The 25,669-nt window shown below is 70.9% G+C and carries 31 protein-coding genes and 3 tRNA genes; 16 read left to right on the top strand and 18 right to left on the bottom strand.

The features are described from left to right. Positions 1-201 precede the first annotated feature (201 nt). Entirely contained in the window at positions 202-1,515 is a 1,314-nt protein-coding gene (locus QSK21_RS26960; protein WP_285699976.1) for a hypothetical protein, read from the top strand. A 47-nt stretch (positions 1,516-1,562) separates the two neighbouring features. Here QSK21_RS26960 and QSK21_RS26955 read toward each other — a convergent pair whose 3' ends face one another. Together QSK21_RS26955 and QSK21_RS26950 are read right to left on the bottom strand one after the other, a co-directional pair. Further along, positions 1,563-1,973 carry a hypothetical protein gene (locus tag QSK21_RS26955; RefSeq protein WP_285699975.1) on the bottom strand — a complete coding sequence of 137 codons (411 nt, stop codon included), beginning with the start codon at positions 1,971-1,973 and terminating at the stop codon, positions 1,563-1,565. A 355-nt stretch (positions 1,974-2,328) separates the two neighbouring features. Continuing rightward, complete coding sequence (locus QSK21_RS26950) at positions 2,329-2,922, bottom strand: ASCH domain-containing protein (RefSeq protein ID WP_285699974.1); 594 nt, start codon at positions 2,920-2,922, stop codon at positions 2,329-2,331. A 354-nt stretch (positions 2,923-3,276) separates the two neighbouring features. Between QSK21_RS26950 and QSK21_RS26945 the strand changes: the two genes are divergently transcribed. From QSK21_RS26945 to QSK21_RS26925, 5 genes are all read left to right on the top strand, one after another. After that, a complete protein-coding gene (locus tag QSK21_RS26945; RefSeq protein WP_285699973.1) occupies positions 3,277-4,107 on the top strand; it encodes an LLM class flavin-dependent oxidoreductase in 831 nt (276 codons plus the stop codon). A gap of 176 nt (positions 4,108-4,283) precedes the next feature. Further along, positions 4,284-5,762 (top strand): arabinosylfuranosidase ArfA, encoded by a 1,479-nt coding sequence (gene arfA, locus QSK21_RS26940; protein ID WP_285699971.1) that lies wholly within the window; start codon positions 4,284-4,286, stop codon positions 5,760-5,762. A 59-nt stretch (positions 5,763-5,821) separates the two neighbouring features. Continuing rightward, positions 5,822-6,394 carry a PadR family transcriptional regulator gene (locus QSK21_RS26935; RefSeq protein ID WP_285699970.1) on the top strand — a complete coding sequence of 191 codons (573 nt, stop codon included), beginning with the start codon at positions 5,822-5,824 and terminating at the stop codon, positions 6,392-6,394. Continuing rightward, entirely contained in the window at positions 6,391-7,020 is a 630-nt protein-coding gene (locus QSK21_RS26930) for a GyrI-like domain-containing protein (protein ID WP_285699968.1), read from the top strand. The genes QSK21_RS26935 and QSK21_RS26930 overlap by 4 nt, the downstream gene beginning before the upstream one ends. A gap of 341 nt (positions 7,021-7,361) precedes the next feature. Next, the gene (locus QSK21_RS26925; protein ID WP_285699966.1) at positions 7,362-7,973 is read left to right on the top strand and encodes a GAF domain-containing protein; all 612 of its coding nucleotides are present in this window, start codon (positions 7,362-7,364) and stop codon (positions 7,971-7,973) included. Between the two features lie 74 nt (positions 7,974-8,047). On the opposite strand, the gene QSK21_RS26920 is transcribed toward QSK21_RS26925, so the two are convergent. Beyond that, complete coding sequence (locus QSK21_RS26920) at positions 8,048-8,275, bottom strand: hypothetical protein (RefSeq protein ID WP_285699965.1); 228 nt, start codon at positions 8,273-8,275, stop codon at positions 8,048-8,050. Positions 8,276-8,551: 276 nt separating this feature from the next. Between QSK21_RS26920 and QSK21_RS26915 the strand changes: the two genes are divergently transcribed. Further along, positions 8,552-8,755, top strand: a complete 204-nt coding sequence (locus tag QSK21_RS26915; RefSeq protein ID WP_009715709.1) for a cold-shock protein — start codon at positions 8,552-8,554, stop codon at positions 8,753-8,755. Positions 8,756-8,846: 91 nt separating this feature from the next. Next, entirely contained in the window at positions 8,847-9,140 is a 294-nt protein-coding gene (locus QSK21_RS26910) for a hypothetical protein (protein WP_285699961.1), read from the top strand. On the opposite strand, the gene crcB (QSK21_RS26905) is transcribed toward QSK21_RS26910, so the two are convergent. Both crcB (QSK21_RS26905) and crcB (QSK21_RS26900) read right to left on the bottom strand, forming a co-directional pair. Continuing rightward, positions 9,112-9,486 (bottom strand): fluoride efflux transporter CrcB, encoded by a 375-nt coding sequence (gene crcB / locus QSK21_RS26905; RefSeq protein ID WP_285699928.1) that lies wholly within the window; start codon positions 9,484-9,486, stop codon positions 9,112-9,114. The genes QSK21_RS26910 and crcB (QSK21_RS26905) overlap by 29 nt on opposite strands. Next, positions 9,483-9,977, bottom strand: coding sequence for a fluoride efflux transporter CrcB (gene crcB / locus QSK21_RS26900; RefSeq protein WP_285699927.1), 495 nt, complete (start codon positions 9,975-9,977; stop codon positions 9,483-9,485). Before crcB (QSK21_RS26900) ends, crcB (QSK21_RS26905) begins: the two co-directional genes overlap by 4 nt. Before the next feature lie 169 nt (positions 9,978-10,146). On the opposite strand from crcB (QSK21_RS26900), the gene QSK21_RS26895 reads away from it, so the two are divergent. Beyond that, a complete protein-coding gene (locus tag QSK21_RS26895; RefSeq protein ID WP_285699926.1) occupies positions 10,147-10,743 on the top strand; it encodes a class I SAM-dependent methyltransferase in 597 nt (198 codons plus the stop codon). Here QSK21_RS26895 and QSK21_RS26890 read toward each other — a convergent pair. Both QSK21_RS26890 and QSK21_RS26885 read right to left on the bottom strand, forming a co-directional pair. Beyond that, positions 10,732-11,397 (bottom strand): alpha/beta hydrolase, encoded by a 666-nt coding sequence (locus tag QSK21_RS26890; protein ID WP_352231326.1) that lies wholly within the window; start codon positions 11,395-11,397, stop codon positions 10,732-10,734. The two genes, QSK21_RS26895 and QSK21_RS26890, sit on opposite strands and share 12 nt — an antisense overlap. Continuing rightward, on the bottom strand, positions 11,376-11,699 hold the full coding sequence (locus QSK21_RS26885) for a hypothetical protein (RefSeq protein ID WP_285699924.1): 324 nt from the start codon (positions 11,697-11,699) through the stop codon (positions 11,376-11,378). The genes QSK21_RS26890 and QSK21_RS26885 overlap by 22 nt, the downstream gene beginning before the upstream one ends. 143 nt (positions 11,700-11,842) lie before the next feature. On the opposite strand from QSK21_RS26885, the gene QSK21_RS26880 reads away from it, so the two are divergent. After that, the gene (locus tag QSK21_RS26880) at positions 11,843-12,154 is read left to right on the top strand and encodes an antibiotic biosynthesis monooxygenase family protein (RefSeq protein WP_285699923.1); all 312 of its coding nucleotides are present in this window, start codon (positions 11,843-11,845) and stop codon (positions 12,152-12,154) included. A gap of 25 nt (positions 12,155-12,179) precedes the next feature. Here QSK21_RS26880 and QSK21_RS26875 read toward each other — a convergent pair whose 3' ends face one another. Then, the gene (locus QSK21_RS26875; RefSeq protein WP_285699922.1) at positions 12,180-12,794 is read right to left on the bottom strand and encodes a LysE family translocator; all 615 of its coding nucleotides are present in this window, start codon (positions 12,792-12,794) and stop codon (positions 12,180-12,182) included. Positions 12,795-12,823: 29 nt separating this feature from the next. Here QSK21_RS26875 and QSK21_RS26870 point away from each other — a divergent pair, with 29 nt between their 5' ends. After that, entirely contained in the window at positions 12,824-13,033 is a 210-nt protein-coding gene (locus tag QSK21_RS26870; RefSeq protein ID WP_285699921.1) for a hypothetical protein, read from the top strand. 276 nt (positions 13,034-13,309) lie between these two features. Here the strand turns inward: QSK21_RS26870 and QSK21_RS26865 are convergent, their stop codons facing one another. The 4 genes from QSK21_RS26865 to QSK21_RS26850 form a co-directional block, all read right to left on the bottom strand. Then, positions 13,310-14,146 (bottom strand): undecaprenyl-diphosphate phosphatase, encoded by an 837-nt coding sequence (locus QSK21_RS26865; RefSeq protein WP_285699920.1) that lies wholly within the window; start codon positions 14,144-14,146, stop codon positions 13,310-13,312. A gap of 364 nt (positions 14,147-14,510) precedes the next feature. Further along, positions 14,511-14,586: transfer RNA gene (locus tag QSK21_RS26860), tRNA-Arg, on the bottom strand. A 10-nt stretch (positions 14,587-14,596) separates the two neighbouring features. Continuing rightward, a tRNA-Met gene (locus tag QSK21_RS26855) sits at positions 14,597-14,668 on the bottom strand. Positions 14,669-14,673: 5 nt separating this feature from the next. Next, positions 14,674-14,747: transfer RNA gene (locus QSK21_RS26850), tRNA-Glu, on the bottom strand. A 315-nt stretch (positions 14,748-15,062) separates the two neighbouring features. Between QSK21_RS26850 and QSK21_RS26845 the strand changes: the two genes are divergently transcribed. From QSK21_RS26845 to QSK21_RS26830, 4 genes are all read left to right on the top strand, one after another. Next, the gene (locus QSK21_RS26845) at positions 15,063-17,105 is read left to right on the top strand and encodes a SpoIIE family protein phosphatase (RefSeq protein WP_285699919.1); all 2,043 of its coding nucleotides are present in this window, start codon (positions 15,063-15,065) and stop codon (positions 17,103-17,105) included. A 95-nt stretch (positions 17,106-17,200) separates the two neighbouring features. Next, complete coding sequence (locus QSK21_RS26840; protein WP_285699918.1) at positions 17,201-18,058, top strand: CmcJ/NvfI family oxidoreductase; 858 nt, start codon at positions 17,201-17,203, stop codon at positions 18,056-18,058. Then, positions 18,055-18,882 carry an LLM class F420-dependent oxidoreductase gene (locus tag QSK21_RS26835; RefSeq protein ID WP_285699916.1) on the top strand — a complete coding sequence of 276 codons (828 nt, stop codon included), beginning with the start codon at positions 18,055-18,057 and terminating at the stop codon, positions 18,880-18,882. Before QSK21_RS26840 ends, QSK21_RS26835 begins: the two co-directional genes overlap by 4 nt. After that, complete coding sequence (locus QSK21_RS26830) at positions 18,879-19,070, top strand: hypothetical protein (RefSeq protein WP_285699914.1); 192 nt, start codon at positions 18,879-18,881, stop codon at positions 19,068-19,070. Before QSK21_RS26835 ends, QSK21_RS26830 begins: the two co-directional genes overlap by 4 nt. Positions 19,071-19,093: 23 nt before the next feature. On the opposite strand, the gene QSK21_RS26825 is transcribed toward QSK21_RS26830, so the two are convergent. The 3 genes from QSK21_RS26825 to QSK21_RS26815 all read right to left on the bottom strand — a co-directional run bounded on the left by QSK21_RS26825 (position 19,094) and on the right by QSK21_RS26815 (position 21,575). Next, positions 19,094-19,873, bottom strand: coding sequence for an ABC transporter permease (locus QSK21_RS26825; protein ID WP_285699913.1), 780 nt, complete (start codon positions 19,871-19,873; stop codon positions 19,094-19,096). Beyond that, positions 19,870-20,862, bottom strand: a complete 993-nt coding sequence (locus QSK21_RS26820) for an ABC transporter ATP-binding protein (RefSeq protein WP_285699912.1) — start codon at positions 20,860-20,862, stop codon at positions 19,870-19,872. Before QSK21_RS26820 ends, QSK21_RS26825 begins: the two co-directional genes overlap by 4 nt. Positions 20,863-20,957: 95 nt before the next feature. Further along, positions 20,958-21,575 carry a LysE family translocator gene (locus tag QSK21_RS26815; protein WP_285699910.1) on the bottom strand — a complete coding sequence of 206 codons (618 nt, stop codon included), beginning with the start codon at positions 21,573-21,575 and terminating at the stop codon, positions 20,958-20,960. 148 nt (positions 21,576-21,723) lie between these two features. On the opposite strand from QSK21_RS26815, the gene QSK21_RS26810 reads away from it, so the two are divergent. Beyond that, positions 21,724-23,199 carry an aldehyde dehydrogenase family protein gene (locus QSK21_RS26810; protein ID WP_285699909.1) on the top strand — a complete coding sequence of 492 codons (1,476 nt, stop codon included), beginning with the start codon at positions 21,724-21,726 and terminating at the stop codon, positions 23,197-23,199. Positions 23,200-23,229: 30 nt separating this feature from the next. Here QSK21_RS26810 and QSK21_RS26805 read toward each other — a convergent pair whose 3' ends face one another. The 3 genes from QSK21_RS26805 to QSK21_RS26795 are packed head-to-tail and all read right to left on the bottom strand — an operon-like array spanning position 23,230 to position 25,669. Next, on the bottom strand, positions 23,230-24,039 hold the full coding sequence (locus QSK21_RS26805) for an IclR family transcriptional regulator (RefSeq protein WP_285699908.1): 810 nt from the start codon (positions 24,037-24,039) through the stop codon (positions 23,230-23,232). Further along, positions 24,036-24,815 (bottom strand): alpha/beta fold hydrolase, encoded by a 780-nt coding sequence (locus tag QSK21_RS26800; protein WP_285699907.1) that lies wholly within the window; start codon positions 24,813-24,815, stop codon positions 24,036-24,038. The genes QSK21_RS26805 and QSK21_RS26800 overlap by 4 nt, the downstream gene beginning before the upstream one ends. Then, positions 24,812-25,669, bottom strand: a complete 858-nt coding sequence (locus tag QSK21_RS26795; RefSeq protein WP_285699906.1) for an alpha/beta fold hydrolase — start codon at positions 25,667-25,669, stop codon at positions 24,812-24,814. The genes QSK21_RS26800 and QSK21_RS26795 overlap by 4 nt, the downstream gene beginning before the upstream one ends.

Genomic DNA, 25,669 nt, shown 5'->3' with positions numbered 1-25,669 from the left:
TCAAGAACCGAGACCTCGGTCGCCCACCCGCGGCCAAACACAACCACGAACAGTAACCAACAACAACATCAAGGGGTTACGGTTCAAACGCCCTCAGGGGGTCACGATTGAGGCGCCGTTGACAGATAGCGGGGCGGTAGTGATGCCTGGGTATAGGAACGAGTGTCCTGCGGTGGCTGGTGATCAGTGAGTGGAGCTCCGGTGGAAGCGGCGAAGCTTTTCGTGATGGCCTGTATTCAGGCCGTGTGGGTGAGGTACCGGCTGGCTCGTGGATTCAGACCGTCGCTGATGTCCCGTCAACCTCGGGTGTTTCAGGCGTTGGCCCGTACCCTGTGGGCGGCGCCCGAAGGTGGTCGTGCGTCCAGGATCGCTTTGCGGACGGCACGGCTGGCCGCTGAGAACCCGTTGGCGTTGCGGGAACTCTTGGGCGCGATCCACTTGGAGGCGACGGGGCGCTCGCACAGCTGGTTCCTTTCGGGAACTGCGCGCTATCGGCCCGCGCCGCCTCCGGTCAACGCCTTCCTCTTCGAGCCGGTCGAGAGTGCCGGTCAGGAGCCGCGCATGCGGATTGAGGCGTATCTGCTCGCTCCCGCACCGCCGTTGCCGTCGCCGTCCACGGGGACGCACGATGCGCTGGCCGGTTGGCTCGTCCATGCCGCGATGCTTGAAGAAGAATCGGACCCGCCCGAGGGCGATGGGTTCGGAACGCTGTCGGGCCTCCTTGCGCGCACCGACGATCCGAAGCTTTTGAGCGCCTTGAGCGAGCAGTTCTCCGCCAGCATTTCCAGCGGCAAGAGCGGGCCGGGAGTCGGCAGGGACGATGAGCACTGGCCGTATCCGCTGTGGAGAGATGGTGCGCCGACCCTGCTCAACCGGATACTCAAGGCGAATCCGCACCTGCCTGTGCTGCCGACGCCACCCGAAGGCGGCCCGCCATGGTCTTGCGAGGCACCTGCTGTACTGCTCGTCCTGTTGAAGGAACGGCCTGATCAGGTTGCGCATGTCGTGCATTGTTTGGGGCCGCATGGGGTTGTGGCTTCGCTGGAGCACGGGCTTGACCTCCAGGCGCCGCCGGAGTTCACCGAAGCGTGCCGGCAGGCTCTGCGGCGGCTGGAGGATCCCGTGGCGCGTGACGATGTGTGCAGGGGCGCCCTGTTCCGCGAGGAGATGCGTGCTGCCGCCGTGGACGCCGGTTACATACCTTCCGCCTTGGATGAGTCGCGAAAGGCCGCTTTTCTGTTCGCCACCGAGCAGTGGGAACGGTATGACGCGGCCGACCCGCACGGGAGGCTGCTGGCCCGTTTTTGCAACTCAAGGCCGGATGGCGATGCCGGAAGCGATAACTGGTGGTGGGAGTTGCGTACCGCCATTCGTTCGGCGGCGCAGCGTTCCGGACGGCCCGATCCCCTGCCGAAGCCGCGCACGACGAGTCCCTCGACGCACCGCACTCAAGGACCCGTGGGTAGCTGGCCGACAGGCTACACGGGTGACATCGGCGGCTTCCACGGAGTCTGACCGCGGCCGGTGCTGGTGCGCGCCTGATCGAGATCGGCCTCGAGCCGCTACAGGAGGCCGAGCACGAGCACAAGTGCCAGCGCGAGTGCGATGAGCGGGACGAGAACGAGGATCGCGAGTTGGAGCAGGCAGCCTCGCTGCTTCACAGTGCCGGGAGGTCCGATGGATCCTGCCAGGTACAGGGCGGCAGGGCCGCGGTACTCCAGCTCGGCCGGTTGGTCAGGCGTGAGGACCGTGGCGGCGACGCCGATCTGACCGTTTCCCTGCGACACGGCGACGTGCACTGGCCTGTCCGCGGGGATGTCGAAAACCGCCGTCCCCCAAGGCTGGTGGTAGTGAGAGCCGTCGATACCGATGGTGACGCCGGCCTTGGCGACCACCCCTCGGCGCGTGTGGAGCCGCAGGACCCGCTTGGGACCATCGTGGCCGCCGGCGTAGGGGATGGGCGTCTCGCTCATGGTCACCATCGTTACCACGGGGCTTCGCGGTCGGACCACCCTGCGGACGGTCGGCATGCAGGCGCCGAGCGTGCCTTCGACCCGGCCTCACGTGTGCCGTACGGCGACTTCACCGCCTCGTCCTATGCATTCGAGGGCGCAAGTCGGCTGGTCGTCTCGACGGGGCCGCGCTCCCCCAGCACGTCGCGGCATAGCCATAACGATGGGACACAGCATTTCCGAAGAACAGGTGACCTCGCTGCTCGGCATTTCGTCATCACTGGCTCGAACGCGTAGTGCGCGCACCTTGGAAGAACTCAGCGCGTTCACCTCGTCCCGTCCGGCTGCCTCGATGAGGACGGTGCACCTGGGGCGATCATTTGGGCAGGGAGCGTAGGTAGGCCATGAGGGCCTTGCCGCGTGGGGAGAGGTGGTAGCCGGTCTCCAGGCTCTCGGTCAGGCCGAGGGCCTTGAGGCGGCGGACGTCGGCCTTGAAAGGGAGTTTGTCGCGGTCCATGCGTTCGGCCAGGTCCAAGGCGCGCAGGCCGGGGTGTGCCTCGATGAGGCGGAGGACCTCGCGGGTCCAGGGGGCGCGGCGGCTGCGGGCGTCGATGGCGTCCAGGTCGGCTTTGAGGTCGGCAAGTTCCTGGTCGGTCAGGTCGGATTTGCGGGCGAGTTCCGTTCGGGGGTCTGGACCGCCCAGGTGGAGCATGACGCGGTGGTAGCCGCCCTGCTTGGTGCTCTTGGACAGGGCGGTGAGCAGGGCCGCGCGGTCTTGGAAGCCCGAACGGACGGCGTCCTCCTCGGTGATCTCCTCGGGGGTGACGGCCGTGACCGAGTCGATGACGATGATCCCCGCCCAGGTGCGCTGCGTACTCCCCGCACGGACCGGGGGTTCGGCCCACACCCGGAACACCCGGTCGATCCGCCCGTCCGCGATCCCCTCAAGGACCTCCCGCCTGAACAGCATCGTCGCCTCCCGGGTGACACGGCCTCTCCTCCACAATCTTCTTTGGAAGTACGAGGGAAAAGCCACAAGGTCCGCAGGAGACGCAGCCATGTCCGGTCCAGGGCCTGCACGTGGCCGCCTCCACGAGCGACTTGCCGTCCTTGGCCCCTGGCTGCACCTTTACGACCATCACCGCAGACACCAGGCGGGGCAGTATCACTGGCGGACGAGAAGTATCGCGGTCTGCGGCATCAGCCGAGGGTGGGCGCTCGTCGGGTGGAGCCGGCATGGCTTGGGGTGCTCGTAGTAGGGGTGAACGCACCTTGATCCGCTGACGAAGCAACCCCATCCCTTCTACGACTAGGACCAAGAACGATGGCCGATCCGACGGCAACAGGTGGAACCAGGCCCTTCCGATTCGGGGTCGTTGCTCCGCTCACGACCGACCCGCCGACGTGGCGGGACACGGTGCGCCGTATCGCCGACAGCGGCTACTCCACGCTGCTGATGCCCGACGTCCCGCGATGGCAGCCGGCGCCTGCTCCCACGCTGGCCGTCGCGGCCACCCTTGCCGATCTCCGCGTGGGCACTTGGGTGTACGCCTCCCCGCTACGCCCGCCATGGGGCACGGCATGGGAGGCGCACTCGCTGTCGGTGGTCACCGACGGCCGCTTCGAGATGGGCATCGGCACCGGCAAGCCGGGCATCGAAGACGAGCTCCGCGAACTGGGACTGCCCGCCCTGCCGCCACGCGAACGGCTGGCCCAGGTACGTGAGACCGTGACGACGCTGCGAGATCTCGACGGCCCCGACTCGCACACTCCGGTGGTGATGGCCGTACGCGGACCGAAGGCGCGGGCACTGGCGGCCGACCTCGCGGACACGGTCGCCTTCGCATTGATGCCGGGAGAGGATCGGGCCGAGATCACACGGGTGGTACGCGACTTCCGCGCCGTCCGAGACGTCGAACTCGCGCAGCACGTGGCGGTGGTCGGCGACACCGTCGCGCCGTTCATGGCGTCCCCCGACACCGACCCTGTCGCGCTGCGCGCGGCGGACTCCCTGGCGGTACTCCCGTCCGACCCCGGGGCGGCCGCCGAGGAGATCCAGCGGCGACGGGAGGAGCTCGGCTTCTCCTACTTCGTCGTCGGCGCCGGCTCCGCCGACACGCTCGCTCCCGTCGTAGCCGAGTTGGCCGGACGTTAGTCGACCAGGGCTGCGGCCCGTCGGCGCCGAGGCCCGTGGTTGAGGAGGGCACGGGATCGATCGGTGTGCTGGGCCGCCCCCGGCGATCGGCCGGCGGCCTGGTGAAGCCGGGGCTATCGCGGGTGGTTCGATCGCTGGAATCCTTCCAGGGTGGTCTTGCGTGGGGAGGAGAAGCGGTGATCGAGGGGCGGATCGTCATCGACCCGGCGTTCCGGGTGGGGCCTGTGCGGCGACGGACGTTCGGATCCTTCGTCGAGCATCTGGGGCGCTGCGTCTACACCGGGATCTACGAGCCGGAGCATCCCAGTGCCGACGAGGACGGGTTCCGCGGTGATGTGCTGGCGCTGACCCGTGAGCTCGGCGTCACGACCGTGCGGTATCCGGGCGGCAACTTCGTCTCGGCGTATCGGTGGGAGGACGGCATCGGTCCCGTCGCGGAACGTCCGGCCAGGCCCGACCCGGCCTGGCACAGCACGGAGCCGAACCTGTTCGGCGTGGACGAGTTCATGGCCTGGGCACGCAAGGCCGGTGTGGAGCCGATGATGGCCGTCAACCTGGGCACACGCGGCGTCGCCGAGGCGCTCGACCTGCTGGAGTACTGCAACCTTCCGCCCGGTACGTACTGGGCGTCGCGGCGTCCCGTTCCCGAGCCCTACGACGTACGCGTCTGGTGCCTGGGCAACGAGATGGACGGTCCCTGGCAGATCGGGCACAAGACCGCCCGGGAGTACGGGCGGCTGGCGGCCGAGACCGCGCGTGCCATGCGGATGCTGGACCCGGACCTGGAGCTGGTGGCGTGCGGCTCCTCATCGTCGGCGATGCCCACGTTCGGCGCGTGGGAGGAGACCGTTCTCGAGGAGACCTACGACCTGGTCGACCACATCTCCTGCCACGCGTACTACGAGGAAAAGGACGGCGACCTGGAGAGCTTCCTGGCCTCGGCCGTCGACATGGACCACTTCATCGACACCGTCGTCGCCAAGGCGGACGAGGTCGGTGCGCGGCTCGGCGCGCGCAAGAAGATCCAGGTGTCCTTCGACGAATGGAACGTCTGGTACCAGTCGCGCTGGGCGGACGCGACACCGGACGGGTGGCCGGTCGCGCCGCCGCTGCTGGAGGACGACTACCACCTCGCCGACGCGGTGGTCGTCGGCGGGCTGCTCATCGCGCTGCTCCGGCACAGCGACCGGGTCGCCGCCGCGTGCCAGGCGCAACTGGTCAACGTCATCGCGCCGATCCGCACCGAACCCGGCGGCGCCGCGCGGCGGCAGCCGACCTTCCACCCGTTCGCGCAGGCGGCGCGGAACGCCGTCGGCGACGTCCTGTACGTCCAGCCGGAGTCGCCGCGGCGGGAGACCGCCAAGTACGGCCCGGTGCCCGTCCTGGACGCGGTGGCGACCCGTGATCCCGAGACCGGCCGGACGACCGTGTTCGCCGTCAACCGCTCGACGACCGACCCGCTCGACCTCACGATCACCGTTCACACGACCGCCGCCGAGGCCACCACGCTCGCCGATCCCGACCCGTATGCCCGCAACACCCCAGCCGAGCCGGACCGGGTGGCTCCACGCCCCAACCCGGACGTCGTGGTGGACGGTGATCATGTCCGCGTCGTCCTCCCGCCGGTGTCCTGGAACGTCGTCCACCTCGCTTGACGGTCCGACCAGGCGGCACGCCCTCCACGCCCGCTTTACTCTAGTACTAGAGTAAAGCCATGGCAGCCGACCTGACGCCCGCCGAGCTGACGTTGCTCGGTCTGCTCATCGAGAAGCCGAGACACGGCTATGAACTGGACGAGGTCATCAGCGCCCGCGGTATGCGCGAGTGGACCGAGATCGGCTTCAGCTCGATCTACTACCTGCTGGCGCGGCTTCGCGACCGCGGCCTGATCACCGAAATCGACGAGCGGCGGCCGGCGCGGGGTAAGGCTCGCCGGGTATACCGGGCCACGGCCGAGGGGCGGCGGGCGTGTGCGCGGGCGACCGAGGCGGTGGTGGCGGAACTCCGACCGGTGTTCCCGCCCATCCTGGTCGGCCTGGCCAACCAACCCATTCTCGCGCCCGACCGGTTCCGGGCGGCGCTCGACCGGCGGGCCGCGGCTCTCACGGAGAGGATCGCCGCCATCGGCGCCGTCCGCGACGCCCAACCCGAGATCCCCGGTTTCGTCCGCGCCATCTTCGACTACTCGCTGGGCCAACTCGCCGCCGAACGGCAATGGCTGGCCGCCTACCGGGCGGAACTGGAGGAACTCTGCGACCAGTCCCCACCAGGAAGGCGACCGTCATGACCCGATATGACGTCAAACGCGAACTCAAGCAGTGCTACGCGCCGAAGAACAGCGACTGGGCGCTGGTCGACGTGCCCGCGCAGCGGTTCATCGCCGTGGACGGTCGCGGCGACCCCAACACCAGCGCCGACTACGCCCGAGCCGTCCAGGCGCTCTACGCCGTCGCCTACACGATCAAGTTCACCAGCAAACGCACCCTCGGCCGGGACTTCGTCGTCGGGCCGCTCGAAGGGCTGTGGTGGTCCGACCGCCCGGAGGTCTTCACCATCCGCGACAAGGACGCCTGGCAGTGGCGCATGCTCATCAGCCAGCCGGACTGGATCACCAAGGACCTCGTCGACGAGGCGAAACGGGCGGCGCTGGAGAAGAAGGGCCTCTCCACGATCGCCGACGTCCGCCATGAGACCCTGCACGAGGGCCTCAGCGCCCAGCTCCTGCACATCGGACCGTACGACGATGAGGGGCCCGTACTGGCCAGGCTCCACCACGAGTACCTCGCCGCCAACGACCTGCGGATGTGCGGGCACCACCACGAGATCTACCTCGGCGACCCGCGCCGGACCGCACCAGAAAAGCTCAGGACCGTCCTCCGCCAACCCGTCCAGAGGGTGCACCGACCGGTGTGACGCCCGGCGGTCGCCGTGGCGATCGTCGGGCGGCCGAACACGTAGACTCACGAGGGATCAGGGGCTTCTCGATGCGGCGGCCGAGTCCGCGTTCCCCTGGTTTATCGATATCCGGTCCTTCAGGGCCAGACGGGTCCGGCGCCATGACGCCGCTACACCACTCCGCCCGAGCCGCCGAGACCCCGCTGCCGGCCGAGCCGCCGCGGATCACCAGGCCGCGGCGGGCCTTCCGCGTACGTCTCGCGGGTGCCGCGGCGCTGCTCGGCGCCCGATCGACCGCGGCTTGACTCACCGGGACGTGAGTGAACGGGCTCGGTTCCGGCTGGAGAAGGAGGGACGACATGACCGGCGATGACCGGCCATCGAGCGTGTGGGGGCCGCCGGGCGCGTCCCGGGACCCGGAGAACGGACGGCGGCTGGACGCGTCGTTCGAGCTGATGAGGGCCGTCTTGGACGGGACGGACCTGCACGGCATGCTGACGCTCGTGGCGCGGCACGCTCAGGCCATGGCGCGCGTGCCGCTGGCGTTCGTCGCGCTGCCCGACGAGAACGGCGTGACCTTGCGGGTCGATGTGGCCGTCGGCGCGGACAGCGACCGGATACTCGGGCTGACGGTCCGGCGCGGCCGGTCGATGCTCGGACGGGCGTTCAGTTCGCACCGTGCCCTGTCCGCGCGGATCGTCGCCGACCAGACGCTCAGCGCCCTGCCGGCCGGCCCGATCCTGATCCTGCCGCTGGAGACGGGCGAGGCCACCCGGGGCGTGCTCGCCGTTCTCGGGAGGCCGGGCACGCAGCCGTTCAGCCCGTCGGCCGCCCACCAGATGCTCCTGTTCGCCGGCATGTCGGCCCGGCTGGTCGAGCTCGCCGAGGAACGTCGCGCGAACGCCCCGCCCGGCCGCACCACCGACGGCGCACCCGTCGTCAGCGCCCCTCCGCGGCCCCGGGGGATGTGACGCCGCGGATTTTCCCCGATCCTTACATTCCCGGCTTTTTCCGATGAGACATTCAGCACAGGGTGGGCGCGGCTTCAGAGCTTGAAGAGCTTCGCGTACGGCGCGGGAATCCTGACGTTCTGCGTGCCGAAGTCGACCACGAGGGCGCCTCCGGGCTCGACTTCCACGACGCGTCCAAGCCCGTATTTGTCGTGAGTGACCCGGTCTTCGAGTGCGAACTTCTTGAGGGGCGGGGCGGTGGGCGGAGGCTTGAAGGGGCTGGTGGGAAGATGTCGCCGCCTGGCCGGTCCGGAGGGTCTCATGACTGAAGTATGCGCCCGATCGGGTGATGCGGCGGCCTCCGCCCGGCATGTGACACGAATTTCACCGGCACGCGGCCCCGGCGATACCAAGGATTTCCATCAGCCTCCTGAATACAGTGGTAGGCTACGAGGAGTTGCGGTTCCCATAGACATGTTCGTGCGCCTGTTGGATCTGACCTCAGGCGCATTTTCGTTGTTCTGGATCTTCCGGATGGGCCATCGCGGCGTCCTCGGCGGCGCAAGGTGCGCGGCCGAGTACGAGCAGAGGAGGCGACCATGGCCACCGGCACGGTGAAATGGTTCAACTCGGAAAAGGGCTTCGGCTTCATCGAGCAGGACGGCGGCGGCGCCGACGTCTTCGCCCACTACAGCAACATCGCGACCCAGGGTTTCCGTGAGCTCCAGGAGGGCCAGAAGGTGACGTTCGACGTCACCCAGGGCCAGAAGGGCCCGCAGGCGGAGAACATCGTCCCCGCCTGATCCTGGCGTCGGTCCGCACGGCGGGCGTCCCCTTCGGGGACGCCCGCCGTTCGCGTTGCCCGAACGTCGTGGGCCCGGCTATCGCCAGGTCATGGGTGGTCGATCAGGCCCGAGAGCGGGCGGTGACCGTGCCGGCGGACGCGGGAAGCTGTCCGAGACGATCGAGCACGTCGCCCGGCGCGGCCTGCGCGTGGTCACGCAGCCCGGCTTCATCGCCGACCGGGGCGACGACTATTTGCGCGACATCCCCGCCGAAGACCACCGCGACCTGGTACTGCTGCACACACCACTTGCCGAGGCCCTCCGCCGCCCCAGCGCTTCGCTTGTGCGAACGGTGCTGATCCGGGGCAGCCTCGTCAGCCCCACACCACCTCGGCCAGGCTGATCCCTAGGAACACCGCGCCCAGCCCGGCGACGATACTGGCCAGGACGTTCGCTGCGGCGAAGAAGCGCGCCCCGGTCTCGGTGAGCCGCAGCGTCTCGTACGAGAAGGTGGAGTAGGTGGTCAGGGCGCCGCACAGCCCGGTGCCGAGCAGCAGTTGCACCGAGTGCGGGGCGGCTCCGTGGGTGGCCGCGCCGGTCAGCGTCCCCAGAATCAGGCAGCCGGTGACGTTGACCGTGAAGGTGCCCCAAGGGAAGACGGTGTCGTGGCGGGCTTGCACCGCCCGGTCGGTCAGGTAGCGCAGCGGTGCCCCGACAAGGCCACCGGCGATCACCAGAAGCCAGTTCACCGCGGGTCCTCGCGTCTCGTAACGGCGATCAGGCGGCGGGTCAGGTTCGCCGCGCACCACACCGCGACCAGCGCGGCCAGGACGGTGGCGGCCAGGTAGGCGAGCCCGGTGCCCGCGTGGCGGTCCCGGACGAGGCGGGCGATGTCGGCGGCGTAGGTGGAGAAGGTGGTGAAGCCGCCCAGCACACCGGTGCCCAGGAACGGGCGGACCAGCCTGTGCGCGGTCCATACCTCGCTGACCAGCACCATGAGCACGCCGATCAGTGCGCAGCCGACCGCGTTGACGGCCAGCGTGGTCCATGGGAAGGCGTCCGCGGCGGTGGGCCATAGCAGCCCGGCGCCGTAGCGGGCGGTGGCGCCCAGTGCGCCTCCTGCCGCGACCACGGCGATCACCGGTGCCCGCTCGCGGGCCGTCTCGCGCCGCTGGGCGGGCACCGACAGGTCCACATCGGGATCGATGGGCTCGCCGGCGTGCCGGTCGGGGATGGTCATCGATGCGGGCTCCCACTCGCGCGGCGCCCCGGTATGTACGCCCGGTACGTACGGCCCCACCGCCGCGCGCAAGCCCCGGAGAACCCGCGGACCTGCGCCGACGATCAGGCGATCAGGATACCCGGTGGCCCACGGTCGAGCCGGTTCGGCACGTGAGACGCTATGACGGATGACGAACTATGCCCGCATGTATCGGTTCGGTGTCACGCCGTGGGAGCGTTACGGGAAAGCGGCAGGGGGCAGCATCGCCGCCTTGCTGGACAGAGAGGAGAACGAGCGCTCCCGTCCGCTCGGCCGGGCGCTCGACCTCGGCTGCGGACGTGGCCAGTTCACGCCCGAGCTCGCGCGCCGGGGCTGGGACGCGGTGGGCATCGACTACGTGCCCGCCGCGATCGAAGCCGCCCGACAACGGGGAACGGAGGGGGTCACGTATGTCGTGGGCGACGTGACCGACCTGCCGTCGGCGGGACTGGGGACGTTCGACTTCTTCCTCGACATCGGCTGTTTCCAGGGACTCGGCGCCGAGGGGCGACGAGCCGAGGGCCAGGGGGTCACCGCGCTGGCCAATCCCGGCTCGACGTTGCTGATGCTCGCCTTCGGCCCCACCTGGCTGCGTTCCCTGATCGGCGGGGTGTCCGAAGCGGAGGTCGAGGCCGCGTTCCCGGAGTGGGAGCTGCTCGACGTCCAGGCCGCGGAGACCGCGGGGCTGGGCTGGCCCATGAACAGGACCTCGCCCCAGTGGTACCGGCTGCGGCTAGACACCTGACCTCGGCGGACCGGCGGTCACGGTACGGGCGAAGGCCCCGATCTCGGTGATGGCGGTCAGGCCCTCGCGCGTGATGTCGGCGAAGATCTGGAAGACGTGCACCTGGCCTTCCCAGAGCTGGAGGGTGCAGGGGACGTCCGCGGCTCCCAGGCGTTCGGCCATCAGCTCGGCGTCGGCGCGGAGCACCTCGATCGAGCCGGCCTGGATCAGGGTCGGCGGGAGGCCGGTCAGGTCGGCGTGCACGGGGCACAGCCACGGGTCGGCCGGGTCGGCCTCCGGGAAGCAGATGCGGATCATGTCCCGGATGCGCCGGGCCGGGATGTACGGGTCGAGCGCGGCGTTCGCGTGCGCGATCTTGGGCGCGGTGTCCAGGTCGGTGAGGGGCGACAGGGCGGCGATCCCGGCGGGACGGGGCAGGCCGTCGCGGAGCGCGTACAGGGGCGCCATGAAGGCGAGGTAGCCACCGGCCGAGTCGCCGGCCACGACGATGTCACCGGGCTTGTGGCCCTCGTCCAGCAGCCACCGGTACGCGTCGGCGCAGTCGCCGATGGTGGTGCCGATGGCGACGCGCGGCGGCATGCGGTAGGCGACCGACAGGACCGGCATGCCCGCCGCCTGCGAGATCCGGGCGATCATCCGCCGATGGGTGCGCAGGCCGCAGGCGACGAACCCGCCCCCGTGGAAGTACAGGATCGCCTTGCCGGAGCCGCCGGTGACGCCGGGGCCGCGGACCCATTCGGCGGCGCGCCGAGGCCGTTCACCTTGCCGACCTTGGTGCCGCGCGGCGGGACCAGCAGGACGGCGCCCAGCTCGATCAGCGGGGCGAAGCGGAGCGTGAACGGGGTCCACGGAAGCCAGGCGACCAGCGGCCTCAGGAACCGGCGCGGCAGCCGGGCCGCCAGCCGCGCCGCGGGCCCGCACCCCGCGCGTTCCTCCACGGTCGGTGTGATCGGCATGCTCGCCCTCCCGCCCGCGACCATACCAAGTAAGTGTTTGGTTGCAAGCCGCGCGCGTGTGGGGACGCGGAATGCGGGAAGCACCTCCCGGTCGCACCGGCCGAAGTCAGGGAGGCGGGTTCTTCACCGTGACGTTCATACGCATGGCCCGTTGGAAGTGCCGGGTGAGCAGGGATCCGGAGGCACTGCGCCTGTGGGAGGAACGGGTGCTCGCCATCTGGCGTGCCCAACCCGGGCTGCTCCATGTCCATCTCCTCGGGCGGGACGGATCCGACGAGCGCATGACGCTGTCCGTCTGGGAGTCGGAGGCGGCCTGTGCCGCGTTCGTCGAAAGTGAAGCATTGCACGAGATCGCGTCGGCCTACGAGCACGTCTACACGGCGGACGGGCGTCCCACTCCGAACGGTTGGACCGTGCTGACGGACGACTGGCCGGTGACCGCACCGGTGCGTTAGGCACCGGAGGCCGTGCCTCTCGGGTCTATCGGGTGGCGGAGGCCAGTTTGGCGCCCAGCGCCACGAAGGAACCCGCGAAGAACCTGCGCATCCAGGTGAGCACCCGCGGACGTGAGATGACGTGCGTGCGCAGGGCGGCGGCCACGGCGCCGTAGGCGGCGAAGACGACGATCGTGAGCAGCATGAAGACGGCGCTCAGCTCCAGCATCCGCAGCAGCGAGCCCGCCTCGCCAGGCTGGACGAACTGCGGCAGGAAGGCGAAGAAGAACATCGTCAGCTTGGGGTTGAGGATGTTGATCAGAATGCCCCGGACCACCATCCGGGTCGCCGCCGTGCGGGGCGCGGCCTCCCGCTCCACGACGATCGGGTCCTTGTCCTTGAGCGTGGCCCACGCCATGTAGAGCAGGTACGCGACACCGAGGTACTTCAGCACCTGGAACGCCGTCGCGCTGGCGTGCATCAGCGCCGCGACGCCGCTGATCGTCGCCGCCATGTGCGGGACGATGCCGAGCGTGCAGCCGATCGCCGCGACCACACCGGCGCGGCGCCCCTGGGTGAGCCCCGCCGAGAGCGTGTAGATCACGCCCGTGCCGGGGGTGACCACCACGATGAGCGAAGTAATCAGGAATGCTGCGTCCACCCCGCCGATCCTGCCAAGCCCATGGCCCGGTGGACAGGTCCAATCGGCACGTATTCGACTGGTCCAATGCGCCGGCCCGCGCGGTCGCCTTCCACGCCGACGCCGCGCCGGCCGTCCTGGACGTCGTCGAACGCGAGGACCTGCCGGCCAGGGCCCGCGAACGCGGCCGGCACCTGCACGAGCGGCTCACCGACCTCCAGGACCGCCACGAGCAGATCGGCGATGTCAGGGCCACCTGATGTGGGGCGTGGAACTCGTCCACGACCGCACGACCAGGCGGCCCGCCTCGGCGCTGGGCACCGCCCTGACCGACGAGTGCCGGCGCCGCGGCCTGTCGATCAACCTGGTGCGCGGTCAGGCCGACGAGCTGACCTCGTGCCTGCCCATCGCCCCGCCCTCACCGTCACCGACGACGAGATCGACCAGGCCGTCGACATCCTGGACGCCTGGCTCACCAAGGTCGCGGCCTCGTCCCTTGGGGACTGACGCCCTCGGAGGCCCCGCGCCACGGCCGTTCAGCTCGCGGCGAGGACTCCGGTGGCGACCAGGGACAGCACGGCGGCGCCCAGGATCAGGCGGTAGACGATGAACACGGTGTAGGTGTGCTTGGCGATGAACTTCAGCAGCCAGGCGACCGCCACGTAGGCCACGATGAAGCTCACCAGCGTGGCCGTGAGCGTGGCGGGCCAGCCGACGCCGCGGGAGATGGCGTCGTACTCGTCCACGACCTGGAGGGTGCCCGCGGCGGCCAGCGCGGGAACCGAGAGGAAGAACGACAGCTTGGTGACCGTGACCCGGTCGAGCCCGCGCAGCAGGCCGGCGGACATGGTCGCGCCCGAACGGGACACGCCGGGCACCAGCGCCAGGCACTGCACGGTCCCGATGATCAGGGTGTCCTTCCAGTTCACGGACTTCTCGTCGCGCGCCTGGGTGGCGGTCCTGTCGGCGAAGTACATCGCGCCGCTCCACAGGATCAGCGCGGACCCGACGAACCACAGGCTGCGCAGCGTCGTCTCGATCTGGTCCTTGAACAGCAGCCCGACGACGCCGATCGGCACCGCGCCGATGATCACCGCCCATCCCTGGCGGTAGTCGAGGTCGTCCCGGTACTCGCGGCGGGCCAGGCCGCGGAACCAGCCGGTGATCAGCCGCCGGAAGTCGGTGCGGAAGTAGATGAGGGTAGCCAGAACGGCGCCGACCTGGATGATGGCGGTGAACGCGGTGATGTCCGGATCGTCCGGCGAGTATCCGAGCACGCTCTCCAGAATCGTCAGGTGCCCGGTGCTGGAGATGGGGAGGAACTCGGTCAGCCCCTCCACGGCGCCGAGGAAAACCGCTTCCAGGATGTTCAAGTGACCCTCGTGTTCGCTCGTCGATGTGTGCATGACGCCCGCCCCAGGGCAGGCGGAAACCGCGTCCGGCGAAGTTCTGCGCGGTCAACGCCCCGGCCCGAGGAACCTCTGCGGCGCCGCAGAAACACTACTGGCCATCCTCAGAGGGCGCATATCCATCCAATGGGACCGGCCACACCCTACTTTGGTTCGGCCCGGCGGGGACCTGGATCGGCCACGTGGGCGAGATGTCCCCGGCATGGTCTCGGGCATGGTCTCGGACATGGCCGCCGGGTGGCGACCGCCCCTCCCGGGCGGTCGTGCGGCGGTGGCGGGCGCCCCGGCGGGCGAGGGGCCGCGCATCCGCCGTACCGGATCGTCACCCTGGCACCCCCTGCAGGAGTCGAACCTGCGGCCTCCCGGTCCGGAACCGGGCGCTCTGTCCCCTGAGCTAAGAGGGTTCGGTACTAGTGGCGCGGCGGGGACTCGAACCCCGATCGTCCGGCTTATGAGACCGGCATGTTCCCGTTACAACACCGCGCATCGAGCAGCGCAGACGGGATTCGAACCCGCATACGCCCTGCTTGAAAGGCAGGTGACTCTACCGTTCGTCCACTGCGCCCTGATTTTTCGTTCTGTGTCCATTGAAGGGCACATCGCTCCTTCGGGCAACGCATTTTCCCGGAGCCGCAGCGCGGGGGCGATCGGCCCGGTCCAGGGCGGGGAGGTCCGGCCGGGGCGCCGCCGTACGCACCGCGGAGGAACGGGCAGCGGGCCGGTGACGTCCGGGAAGTCCGCGAACCCGCCCGCCGGCCGGGGGCGCCGTACGGGGCCGGCATGACCCGGCGATTCCCGAATTTTGCATTCCGGTGGTATCGCGCGCGACTCGGCCGCGGCGGCCTGAAAGGCGCCTCTCACCGCATGGTTGTATGGGGATATGGCCTCAGTTCAGGACGCGGTGGGCGAGACGACACAGCGGCCAATTCCGGCGCTCACCGTTATCGACTCCGAGGGGTACGTGGTCGGGTGGACGCAGGGCTCCGAAGAACTCCTCGGTTACGCCCCTAAAGAGATCCTCGGGCGTTCCTTCACCGACCTCCTCATGCCCGACGAGCTCAGAGGGCGGATCTGGGACTGGAGCGGGGGCGCCGGCGACGAGGAGTACCGGACCGGCCTCTTCGAGCTCCGCCGCCGGGACGGCGGGCGGATGCTGGCGCGCGTCGAGATCTCCCGGCTCGCCACCGTGGACGGGACGGCGTCCTGGATCGTGGCCACGACCCCCGCGGAGGCGGGCGTCACCTCCATGTCGGTGCTGAAGCCCCTGTTGTCCCTCGCCCCCCTCATCGTGGCGGTCTGGGACCGCGACCTGCGCTGCGTCTGGAGGAACGAGGGCGCGCGGCGCTTCCGGGACATCATCCCCGGCTTCGCGCTCGGCCACAGGCTGAGCGAGGGCGAGCCGGGCCCCGACACGCCGACCATCGCGCATCTGGCCGAGCAGGTGCTCGAACGCGGAACCCCTGTGATCGACTGCGAATCGTTCTGGCCCGGCCGCCCCGGGGACGGCGGGGACGGGGGACGCTCCCTGTCGGTCTCCCTGTTCCGCGTCGAAGGCGTGGACAGGCGCCCCCTGGGCGTGTGCCTGCTGGCCGTCGACATCACGCACAGCAAGGCGCGCCACCGCCTGGCGCTGCTCCGCGAGGCCAGCGTCAAGGTCGGGACGAGGCTCGACGTCCGGCAGACCGCACAGGAGCTGGCGGACCTGGCGGTGCCGGCCCTGGCGGACTACATCACGGTCGACCTCGCCGAGTCGATCCTGCCGGAGGTCGAACCCCTGGACCGGCTGCCGTACTCGGACGTGCGGGTCCCCACGTTCTACCGGGCGGGCATGGCCTCCATCCACGAAGGGATCCCCGAGGCCCTCTGGAAGCGCGGGGAACCCGTCTACGTCCCGTCGTCGTCGCCCTTCACCGCCGTCCTGCACTCGGGCCGCCCGCACTTCGAGCCCGAGCTGGACACCTCGCCCGGCACCTGGCTGGACAGGGACCCGGACCGCGCCAGGATCATCCGCGAGACCGGCATGCACTCGCTGATCGTCCTCCCGCTGAAGGCCCGCGGCGAGGTCCTGGGCGTGACCGTGCTGGTCCGCACCGAGACCCAGACGCCGTTCAACAGGGACGACCTCCTGCTCGCGGAGGAGCTCGCCGCGAGCGCCGCGCTGAGCCTGGACAACGCGCGCCGCTACACCCGCGAGCACAACGCGGCCCTCCTGCTGCAACGCCATCTCCTGCCGAGCCACGTCTCCGGGGGCGACGCCCTGGAGGTCTCCTCGCTGTACCGGCCGTCCGGTTCGCAGCAAACCGCCTCGGGCGACTGGTTCGACGTCATCGCCCTGTCCCGCTCCAGAGTCGCGCTGGTCGTCGGCGAGGTCACCGGGCAGGGCCTCACCGCCGCCGCGAGCATGGGACGCCTGCGCACCGCCGTCCGCACCCTCGCCGACCTGGATCTGCCGCCGCACGAGCTGCTGACCCGCCTGGACGACGTGTACGCCCGCGAGGCGAAGGAGAACGGTGCCGCCGGCTCACCTGAGGACATCATGGAGGGCACCGTCCTGTACGCGATCTACGACCCGTCCATGCGGCGCTGCACCATGGCCTCGGCGGGGCATCCCCCGCCCGCGATCGTCGACCCGTCCGGCCGGGTCGTCTTTCCGGAACTCCCCGCCGGACCTCCCATCGGGATGGGGCTGGGCTCGCACGAGTCCATCCACCGCGACGTCGGCGGCGGAACGTTGCTGGCCCTCTACACCGACGGCCTGATCAGGGGCCGCGACTCCGATCCCGGCACCGGCATGGAACGCCTGGGCGCGGCCTTGGCGCGGGCGTCGGGGCCCTTGGACAGTCTGTGCCACACCCTGATCGACACGATGGTGAGCGACGGCACCACGGACGACGTGACGGTCCTCCTTGTCCGTACCCTCTGAGGCGCGGGCGGTCACGACCCGCGGCCGCCGCCTCCGCGCTCTCGTAGGGTGCTTCCAGTGGAGATTCCACGGGTCCCGACACAGGAGACGCACCGATGGCAGCGGTCACCGACACGACCAGTGTCCAGGCGGTCGAGGGCGAACTGAGCTATCTCGCGCCCGAGTCCACGATCCTCCGCCGTTTCACGGCCCCGGGTATCAGCGTCAACACCGGCAGCTACCGTTCCTATCCGATGCCGATCCACGACGGCCGTCCCGTCGCCGAGCGGTTCACCCTGGACGGCAACGGGTTCGCGCTCATCGACCATCCCACGGCGGTCACCGACTTCACCGACCCGGAGGAGGTCGACCGGGTCTACGTGCCCGAGGTCGTCGAGTTCCTCCTGTCCCGCCTCGGGGCCGACCGGGTGGCGACGATGCGCTGGATGCTGCGCCGCTCCGCCGACCCCGCGCGGCACGCCGCGCAGCCACAGGCGGGCAGCGTCCACAACGACTACTCGCCGACCGGCGCCCGCAAGGCGGCCGAAGCCGCCTACCGGTCCCGGTTCCCCGACGGGCCCGGCTTCCACCGCTTCCTGATCACCAGCCTGTGGCGGGTGTTCAGCCCGCCGCCGCAGGACTGGCCGCTGGCGATCTGCGACTACACCAGCGTGGGACAGGACGAGGGCCTGGACAACCGGATGTACCTGGTCGACGAGATCCCCGACGACCTGTACGTGGACATGCCGGAGGACGCGCCGGGGGCCAGCGGCTCGGAGTTCCTGCACAACCCGCACCACCGATGGTGGTACTTCCCGGACATGACGCGGGACGAGATCCTCCTGCTGAAGCTCTATGACAGCGACCAGTCGGTGGCGTGGCGCGTACCGCACAGCGCCTTCCACGACAGGACGGTCAAGGCCACCGAACCGCGGCACAGCATCGAGTTCCGCACCATCGCGTACTTCGAATGACCGCCGCCGGAGGCCGGCTGCGTGAACGGGGGTTTCCCTTGGAGATCAGTGTCGTCGTGGCCTCGCGGCCCAACGTCCCGCCGGACGAGGAGCTGCGCACCGCCGCCGTCGCCGACCGGCTCGGCTACCGCGAGCTGTGGGTCGGTGAGGGGTTCGTCTGGGACGGGTTCGCGCTGGCCACCGCCGCCGGGCTGGCCACGGAGCGGATCCCGGTGACGGTCGGCCCGATCCCGGTCTCGGTCCGCGACCCGGCGACGATCGCGCGGGCGGCGGCGTCCACGGCGGCCCTCATCCGGCGCCCGGTGGGCGTCGCGCTGGGGACGTCGAGCGTCCGGGTCGTCGAGCGCATGCACGGGCGGTCGCGCCGCCACGCGGTGTCCACGATGGCCGAGACCGCGCGGGCGCTGCGTTCCCTGTTCAGCGGGTCCGAGCCCGGCCTCACGGGCGAGCTGGTGGCCGCGCACGGGTACCGGCTGCCGCTGGAGCCGCCCGGCGGGCCGATCACGGTGGCGGCCTTCGGCGAGCGCGCCGTCGCGGTCGCCGCCGAGCATTCCGACCGCATGGTGCTGGATCTGGTCACGCCCCAGGCGGCCGGCGAGTACCGGGCGAGGCTGGACGCGGCGGCGCGGAAGGCGGGACGGCCGCGGCCCCGGCTGGCCGCCTGGCTCCCCGCCGCGGTCGACCCGGACGCCGGTGCGCTGGACCAGGTGGCCCACGGCCTGGCGGGCTACCTGACCGTCGCCGGGTACGGGGAGATGCTGGCCGCCGCCGGGCTCGACGAGGCCGTGCGGCTGGCCCAGGGCGGCGCGGACCGCGCGAGGTGATCGCCGCGCTGAAGGCGGCGGCCACCGGCCGCATCGGGCTGGTCGGCGCGGCCGGCACGGTGGGCGACCGGCTGGCCGCCTACGCCGATGCCGGGCTGGACGAGGCCGTGCTCGTCCCGGCCACCGGCGGCGATCCCGGTGGGGAGCGCACGCTGACGGCCGTGGCGCGGACGGCGGGGCTCGCCTGACAGTGCTCAGGTGATGTCGACGCTCAGGTGATGTCGCGGCGGACGGTCGTGACCATCGCGATCGCCGCGAACGCCAGGCCGTAGGCGAGGAGCAGCAGCGCACCGCCCCAGGCGGGCAGGGTGTCGAGCGTGCCGGAGCCGCCGAACGCGGACGAGGTGAGCGTGACCGCGCGCACCGCCCCGGCCGGCAGCCACTGCCCGACCTCCGGCAGCGCGACGGTGAGGATGCCCTCCACGAGCTGCACCCAGCCGACCGCCACGATGATCGCCGCGATCTGGTTGCGGATGAGCGCGCCCAGCCCCAGTCCCACCAGCGAGTACAGCGCCATGGCCAGCACCGCGCCGCCCAGGATCAGCGGGACGTCGTGTTCCAGCGGGTTGGTGGGGCCGCCCCTGATCGCCAGCGCGATGACGGCCACCACGGCGGTGACCAGCACCGTCGCCAGCCCGAAGGCCGCGCCGAACAGGAAGTAGGAGATCAGCTTGGCCACCAGCAGCCGGCCGCGCCTGGGGGTGAGCAGGAACGTCCCGGTGATGGTCTGGTGGCGGTACTCCCCGGTGATCCCCATGATGCCGAGGATCATCATGAACAGGACGCCCGCGCTGGAGCTGGCGTAGAGGGCGCGCACGGTGTCGGGATCGGTGACGGGACCGATGCCCTGCTCCCCGTTCACCTCCATCCCGGCGAACGCGATGTACACGGCCACGCTCATCAGGCTGAAGCCCAGGCTGAGCGCCAGCATGCCCAGCCACATCCGGGTCGAGCGGATCTTCAGCAGCTCGGCGCCGATCAACCTGATCATGTCCGGTCCTCCTGTCCGGGGACGGCGGCGGCCTCCTCGGGCCGGTCGGCCTCGTCGGGCCGCGGCGTCCCGTCCGGCACGCCGGGGGCGCCCGGGGCGTCGGCGTGCGCGCTCAGCTCCGCCATGGTCAGCTCAAGGAAGATCTTCTCCAGTCCCGACCGCTCCTGGACGAGCTCGGTCAGCACGGCCTCCACGTGCAGGGCGGCCTTGCCGACCTCCTCGGGTTCGAGCCCGGTCACCCACAGCCGGTCGTCCTCGCGCCTGACCCGGCCTCCGGCGTTCTCCAGCGCGGCGGCCAGCTCCGCGACCTGCCGGGTGCGGACCCGCAGCTCGGCGCCGGTGCCGATCAGCTCGGCCAGCGGCGCGTCCCGCACCAGCCGGCCGTGGGCGACGATCACGACATGGTCGGCGGTCTGCTCGACCTCGGGCAGCACGTGGCTGGAGACCAGGATGGTGCAGCCGGCCTCGGCGAGATGGCGGAGCAGCGAGCGCAGCCAGTGCACGCCCGCAGGGTCGAGGCCGTTGGCGGGCTCGTCCAGGATGAGCACCTTCGGCTCGCCGAGGACGGCGTTGGCCAGGGACAGCCGCTGCCGCATGCCGAGCGAGTACCCGGCCACCCTGCGGTCGGCGTCGCCGGTCAGCCCGGTCAGCTCCAGCACCTCCGGCACCCGGGACTCGGGGATCCCGGAGGCCGCGCACGAGATGCGCAGATGGTCGCGGGCGCTGCGGCCGGGATGGAACCCGGTCGCCTCCAGCGCGGCGCCGACCTCGGCGGCTGGACGTTCCAGCATGGCGTAGGGGCGGCCGTTGATCAGCGCGCGTCCGGCGGTCGGCTTCACCAGGCCGAGCAGCATGCGCAGCGTCGTCGTCTTCCCCGCGCCGTTGGGGCCGAGGAAGCCCGTGACCATTCCGGGACGGGCCGTGAAGCTCAGCCCGTCCACGGCGCGGACCGGGCCGAAGTGCTTGGCGAGGCCCTCGATTGAGATCATGCGGCCATCATTCCAGCCCCGATGACCCGAATGACCGGAATAACCGCCGCCCGGGACGCACCCGTACCGGACCGACCTGGGCCGGATCGGCCGGATCAGTGCGTGTCGGCCGCCACGCGCACGCCGAATCCGATCAGCGCCACGCCGGTCGCCCGTCCCAGAGCGCGGCGGACCCCGGGCCGCTCGAACAGCGACCGTGCCCTGGCCAGCACGCCGGCATACCCGGCCAGCCAGGCCACCGACAGCGCCGCGTGCAGCAGGACCAGCAGCGCCATGCCCAGCGCGACCGGCAGGCCGTCGGGAACCAGGGCCGGCAGCAGGCCGACGTAGAACACCGCGATCTTGGGGTTGAGCGCGTTGGTGACCAGCCCCGTCCAGTAGGCGCCGCCGGCGCCGCCCGCCCGGGACTCCTCAGTCGGTACGGAACCGCGGCGGTTGTCCCACAGTGCCCGCACGCCCAGGAAGACCAGGTAGCCCGCTCCCAGGAGCTTGACGACGAGGTACGCCTCCGCCGAGGCCGCCAGGACGGCGGCGAGCCCGGCGATGGCGCACAGCCCCCACATCAGCAGGCCGGACACGATGCCCGCCGTCGCCCACAGCGCGTCGGACCTCCCCCGGGCGATCGCGCGCTGCGTCACGACCGCCATGTCGGGCCCCGGGAGAACGGTCAGCACGGCGAGCACCCCGGCAGCGGCCACCATCTGCGTCCACATGGGGCGATTCTGCACGGAAAGGGATACACGGCGAAGACCTAGATCGTTCCGGTGAGCAGGACGCCCCGCTTAATCGCGGCGGACCGGGCTGGAAGAGTTCCCACCGTGAACGTGAGACCGCTCCTCGACACACCGCCGGCGGTGCCGGGTGCCTGAGTCCTGGGACGCGGCCGGGGAGGACCGGCGGGCATACCGCCCGGACGGACCGTACCGGCTGTTCGTCGCGGGCGAGTGGGTGAACGCACGCGCGGCGTTCGAGGCCGTGGACCCGACCGTGGGAACGGCCTGGGCCGAGCTTCCCGAGGCGGGGCCGGAACAGGTCGAGGACGCGGTGGCGGCGGCGCGCAAGGCGTTCACCGGCTGGCGCCGGTCGAGCCTGGCGACGCGCCAGGAGGCGCTGTGGCGGATGGCCGACCGGATCGAGGCCGACCCGGACCGGTGGGCGGTGCTGCTGGCGACCGAGGGGGGCCGGCCGGTCCGGGAGTCCTACTTCTCCGACGTCCCGGCCTGCGTCGCGGCGCTGCGCCTGTTCTCGGGGCTGGCCAGGGGCGTCAAGGGCGAGCAGGTGCCGGTCGAGGACCCGCACGGCATGGCGTACACGGTGCGGTCGCCGCTCGGCGTGCTCACCGTCCGGGTGCCGTGGAACGCGCCACTGGTGGCGCTCGCCGAGCAGATCGCGCCCGCGCTCGCCGCGGGGAACACGATGGTGGTGCATCCCGCGGGACGGGCGTCGGCGACCGTGCTGGAGTTCGCCCGCGCCGTCGAGGACCTGCTGCCGTCCGGCGTCCTGAACGTGGTGACGGGCGTGGACGAGCGCGTCGGGGCGTCCCTGGACGCGCACCCCGGCACACTGCGGATCGGGCGTCCCCGCACGTCGCGGGCCGGCCGGACCGGCGGCGCGATGGTGGTGTTCGAGGACGCCGACCTGGACGCGGCCGTCATCGACGCGCTGACGGGGATGTGCACGGCGGGCGGCGAGGCGGGCGGGACGCCGTCCCGGATGATCGTGCACGAGTCGGTGCGCGAGGAGTTCGCCGGGCGGCTGGCGGCGACGGCCGGGGCCGTCGTGCTGGGCGACCCCCTTGAGCTGTCCACCGAGATGGGACCGATGATCTCGGCGGAACGCCGGGAGGAGGTGCGCGGCGCCATCCGGCGGGCGCTGGACGCGGGGGCCCGGCTGGTGGCGGGCGGTGAGCCCTCCGGGCTGCCGCCCGCCCTGGCCGGAGGGTTCTTCCACGCGCCGACCCTGCTGGCCCGCCCGGACGGCGGCGAGGTCGCCGGGCCGCCGCCGCCCGGCCCCGTCGCCGTGATCGAGTCCTTCGAGGACGAGTGGGCGGCCGTGGAGCGGGTCAACGCGGCGGCCTCCGGGCGCGCCGCCGGAGTGTGGACGGCCGACCTCGCCCGGGGGCACCGCATCGCGCGCGAGCTGGACGCCGGGATCGTCTGGATCAACCGGTGGTTCGACCGTCCGGCCGGGTTCCCGTCCGACACCGCCGCGGGACCCACCCCTGGGCACGAGTTCGGCGAGCGGATGCTGGCCCGCTACAGCACCGCCAAGATCATCAGTGTGGATCTCGGCTCGCGCCGCCCTCCGCTGTGGGGCGGCGGCGCCGTCACGGAGTAGCCCGCGGACCCGGCACCCCGTCCGCGCCCCTCACAGGACCTGGCGGAGCGAGCGGGTGATGCCCATGCCCGCCGTGCGGAGCGCGCCCGACAGCTTGGCCGGGTCCATCCGGTATGTCGGCCCGGTGATCGACAGCGCGCCGACCAGGGTCGATCCGCGGCCGAACACCGGAACGGCCGTGCTCATGTACCCGAGCCTGGTCTCCTCCGCCTCGATCGCCATCCGCTCCACGCGCACGCGGTCGAGCTGGGCGCGCAGCCGGGCGGGCGAGGTGATGGTGTGCCGGGTGAGGGGCTTCAGGCCGTTGCGCACGACATCGGCGAACAGGGAGGCGGGCCCGAAGGCCAGGATCACCTTGCCGGTGGCGGTGCAGTACAGCGGAAGCCGCCCCGCCACGCGGGACTGCTCGCTCAGCCCACGATGCGCCAGGATCTTCTCCAGGTACAGGACCTCCAGGCCGTCATGGATGGCGAAGTGGATGGTCTCCTGCGTGGCCAGCAGCAGGTCCTCCATGTACGGCTGGGCGACCTCGCGCAGGATCCGCTGCCGGTGCACCCGCTGCCCGATCTCGAACAGCCGCAGGCCGAGCCGGTAGTCGCAGCCGTCCCGTTCGAGCAGTCCCCACTCCACCAGCTCCTGCGCGAGCCGGTGCACGGTCGCCTTGGCGACGCCGGTGCGCCGGACCAGATCGGCCAGCGACAGGCTGGCGTCCTCGGCGGTGAACGCCTCGATGATCAACTGGGCCTTGCCCAGGACGGAGTTCATCGGGTCGGGACCCAGGCCCCGCCGCGGCGCCGAGGCCCGGGTCGTACGGGCGTGGTCGATCGATACGACGGTCAAGACAGGAACCTCACGATCAGATCGCAGACCTCAGGGGAACGCTGTTCCATCAAAGGAACCATGCCGCCCTCGATCACCGCTACGGTCGCCCTGTTAAGTTGTGATGACAATATCCGCAGGTCAGAGAACACGAAAGGGTCCGCGGAGGCGCCCAGGCACAGCGTCCGGCAGCGGACGAGGCCGATCCTGTCCTCCATCCGGTACCGCGCGACGGCCTCGTGCCCCTTCTCCACGTCGTCGCCGAGGACCAGCGCGTCACGAACGAATCGGGTGAGCAGATCGGGCCGTCCGGGCGGGTAGTACGGCTGTCTCCGGCCCCACAGCTCGGTCAGGTGCCTCCCGTCGGGGTCGGGCTCGACCGCGTCGATGGCCGGCCGGTTCTCGCGGGCCTTGCGCGCGTCGGCGTCCACGTACGGGGTGGACGAGAGCACCAGGGCGGAGATCCGCTCCGGGGCGCGGGCCGCCACCTCGACGGCCACCACACCGCCGGTGTGGTGGCCGACCAGGGCGGTCGCCGCCAGGCCCAGCGCGTCGAGGAACTCCACGACGGTGGCCGCGTAGGTCTCGATCGAGTGGTCGGCCAGCGGCGCGGAGGCGCCGAAGCCGATGGTGTCCATCGCGATCGCCCGATGGGTACGGCCCAGCAGCGGCAGCACCTCGCGGTACTCGTCCCAGGAGCGGGGCGTCTGGTGGAGCAGCACCACCGGCGGGCCGTCGCCGCACTCGGCGTAGTGGACCTGGCCCCGCGAGGTGTCGGCGTACCCGAAGCGGATCATGAGGCTTCGGCCAGGAAGGCGAGGCTCAAAGGGTTGTACAGCTCGGGCCTCTCGTGCTGGGGCCAGTGGCCGCAGTCGTTGAACACCTCCAGCCTCGCCCCCGGGATCGCCGCCGCGATCGCCTCCGCCTCGGGGACGCCGCCCAGCGGGTTCTTGTTGCCCCAGACCACCAGCGTCGGCGCCTTGATCGTCGCCATCCGCTCCGGGCGGAGCAGGTTGCGCTCGCGCGCCTCCACCTCCTGAAGGGCCAGCAGGTTGTGCAGGTTCGCCTTGAAGTCGGGACGGTGGTAGATGTCGAACCGGACGTCGGCTATCTCGTCCCCGAGTTGCTCGTCCCAGTTCGCCCACAGCAGCCGCAGCCGCTCCTTGGTGAAGGACGGGTCCTCCTGCTCGACCGCGGCCCGGGTGGTGGTCTTCAGCCGCTCCATCACCTGCGGGTTGATCTTCGTGCCGCCCATGCAGAGCAGTTGCAGCGAGATGACGCGGTCGGGCTGCTCACTGGCCGCCCACGACGCCACCCAGCCGCCCAGCGACTCGCCCACCAGATGCGCCCGCTCCGCGCCGACGGCGTCCATGTAGGCCCACAGGTGCTCGACATAGGCGGGGATCTCGCCGGGACGGTCGGGCTTGCCGGTGTAGCCGTGGCCCAGCATGTCGATGGCGTGACACCGGTAGCGCTCGGCATGCGAGGGGATGTTACGGACGAACGCCTCCAAGTGCCCGGTCGTGCCGTGCAGGAAGATCACATGCTCGCCGTCCTCCGGCCCGGCCTGGAGAGCGCGGGTGCGCACTCCGCCCGCGTCCACGTAGGCGTGGCGGTAGTCGACGTCGACCAGTTCGGTCCAGATGCTCAT

The sequence above is a fragment of the Actinomadura sp. NBRC 104412 genome (genome assembly GCF_030269515.1).
Taxonomy (GTDB): domain Bacteria; phylum Actinomycetota; class Actinomycetes; order Streptosporangiales; family Streptosporangiaceae; genus Spirillospora.
Note: the sequence above shows the minus strand (reverse complement) of the source record. Positions and strands in the feature narration are given on the sequence as shown.

What these genes read in the sequence shown, in the direction of transcription:
- QSK21_RS26955 (WP_285699975.1), bottom strand. Translation starts at nt 1,973, where the DNA reads ATGAGCGAGACGCCCATCCCCTACGCCGGCGGCCACGATGGTCCCAAG.
- QSK21_RS26950 (WP_285699974.1), bottom strand. Translation starts at nt 2,922, where the DNA reads ATGCTGTTCAGGCGGGAGGTCCTTGAGGGGATCGCGGACGGGCGGATC.
- QSK21_RS26945 (WP_285699973.1), top strand. Translation starts at nt 3,277, where the DNA reads ATGGCCGATCCGACGGCAACAGGTGGAACCAGGCCCTTCCGATTCGGG.
- QSK21_RS26935 (WP_285699970.1), top strand. Translation starts at nt 5,822, where the DNA reads ATGGCAGCCGACCTGACGCCCGCCGAGCTGACGTTGCTCGGTCTGCTC.
- QSK21_RS26930 (WP_285699968.1), top strand. Translation starts at nt 6,391, where the DNA reads ATGACCCGATATGACGTCAAACGCGAACTCAAGCAGTGCTACGCGCCG.
- QSK21_RS26925 (WP_285699966.1), top strand. Translation starts at nt 7,362, where the DNA reads ATGACCGGCGATGACCGGCCATCGAGCGTGTGGGGGCCGCCGGGCGCG.
- QSK21_RS26920 (WP_285699965.1), bottom strand. Translation starts at nt 8,275, where the DNA reads ATGAGACCCTCCGGACCGGCCAGGCGGCGACATCTTCCCACCAGCCCC.
- QSK21_RS26915 (WP_009715709.1), top strand. Translation starts at nt 8,552, where the DNA reads ATGGCCACCGGCACGGTGAAATGGTTCAACTCGGAAAAGGGCTTCGGC.
- QSK21_RS26910 (WP_285699961.1), top strand. Translation starts at nt 8,847, where the DNA reads ATGGGTGGTCGATCAGGCCCGAGAGCGGGCGGTGACCGTGCCGGCGGA.
- crcB (WP_285699927.1), bottom strand. Translation starts at nt 9,977, where the DNA reads ATGACCATCCCCGACCGGCACGCCGGCGAGCCCATCGATCCCGATGTG.
- QSK21_RS26895 (WP_285699926.1), top strand. Translation starts at nt 10,147, where the DNA reads ATGACGAACTATGCCCGCATGTATCGGTTCGGTGTCACGCCGTGGGAG.
- QSK21_RS26885 (WP_285699924.1), bottom strand. Translation starts at nt 11,699, where the DNA reads ATGCCGATCACACCGACCGTGGAGGAACGCGCGGGGTGCGGGCCCGCG.
- QSK21_RS26880 (WP_285699923.1), top strand. Translation starts at nt 11,843, where the DNA reads ATGGCCCGTTGGAAGTGCCGGGTGAGCAGGGATCCGGAGGCACTGCGC.
- QSK21_RS26845 (WP_285699919.1), top strand. Translation starts at nt 15,063, where the DNA reads ATGGCCTCAGTTCAGGACGCGGTGGGCGAGACGACACAGCGGCCAATT.
- QSK21_RS26840 (WP_285699918.1), top strand. Translation starts at nt 17,201, where the DNA reads ATGGCAGCGGTCACCGACACGACCAGTGTCCAGGCGGTCGAGGGCGAA.
- QSK21_RS26835 (WP_285699916.1), top strand. Translation starts at nt 18,055, where the DNA reads ATGACCGCCGCCGGAGGCCGGCTGCGTGAACGGGGGTTTCCCTTGGAG.
- QSK21_RS26825 (WP_285699913.1), bottom strand. Translation starts at nt 19,873, where the DNA reads ATGATCAGGTTGATCGGCGCCGAGCTGCTGAAGATCCGCTCGACCCGG.
- QSK21_RS26820 (WP_285699912.1), bottom strand. Translation starts at nt 20,862, where the DNA reads ATGATCTCAATCGAGGGCCTCGCCAAGCACTTCGGCCCGGTCCGCGCC.
- QSK21_RS26815 (WP_285699910.1), bottom strand. Translation starts at nt 21,575, where the DNA reads ATGTGGACGCAGATGGTGGCCGCTGCCGGGGTGCTCGCCGTGCTGACC.
- QSK21_RS26800 (WP_285699907.1), bottom strand. Translation starts at nt 24,815, where the DNA reads ATGATCCGCTTCGGGTACGCCGACACCTCGCGGGGCCAGGTCCACTAC.
- QSK21_RS26795 (WP_285699906.1), bottom strand. Translation starts at nt 25,669, where the DNA reads ATGAGCATCTGGACCGAACTGGTCGACGTCGACTACCGCCACGCCTAC.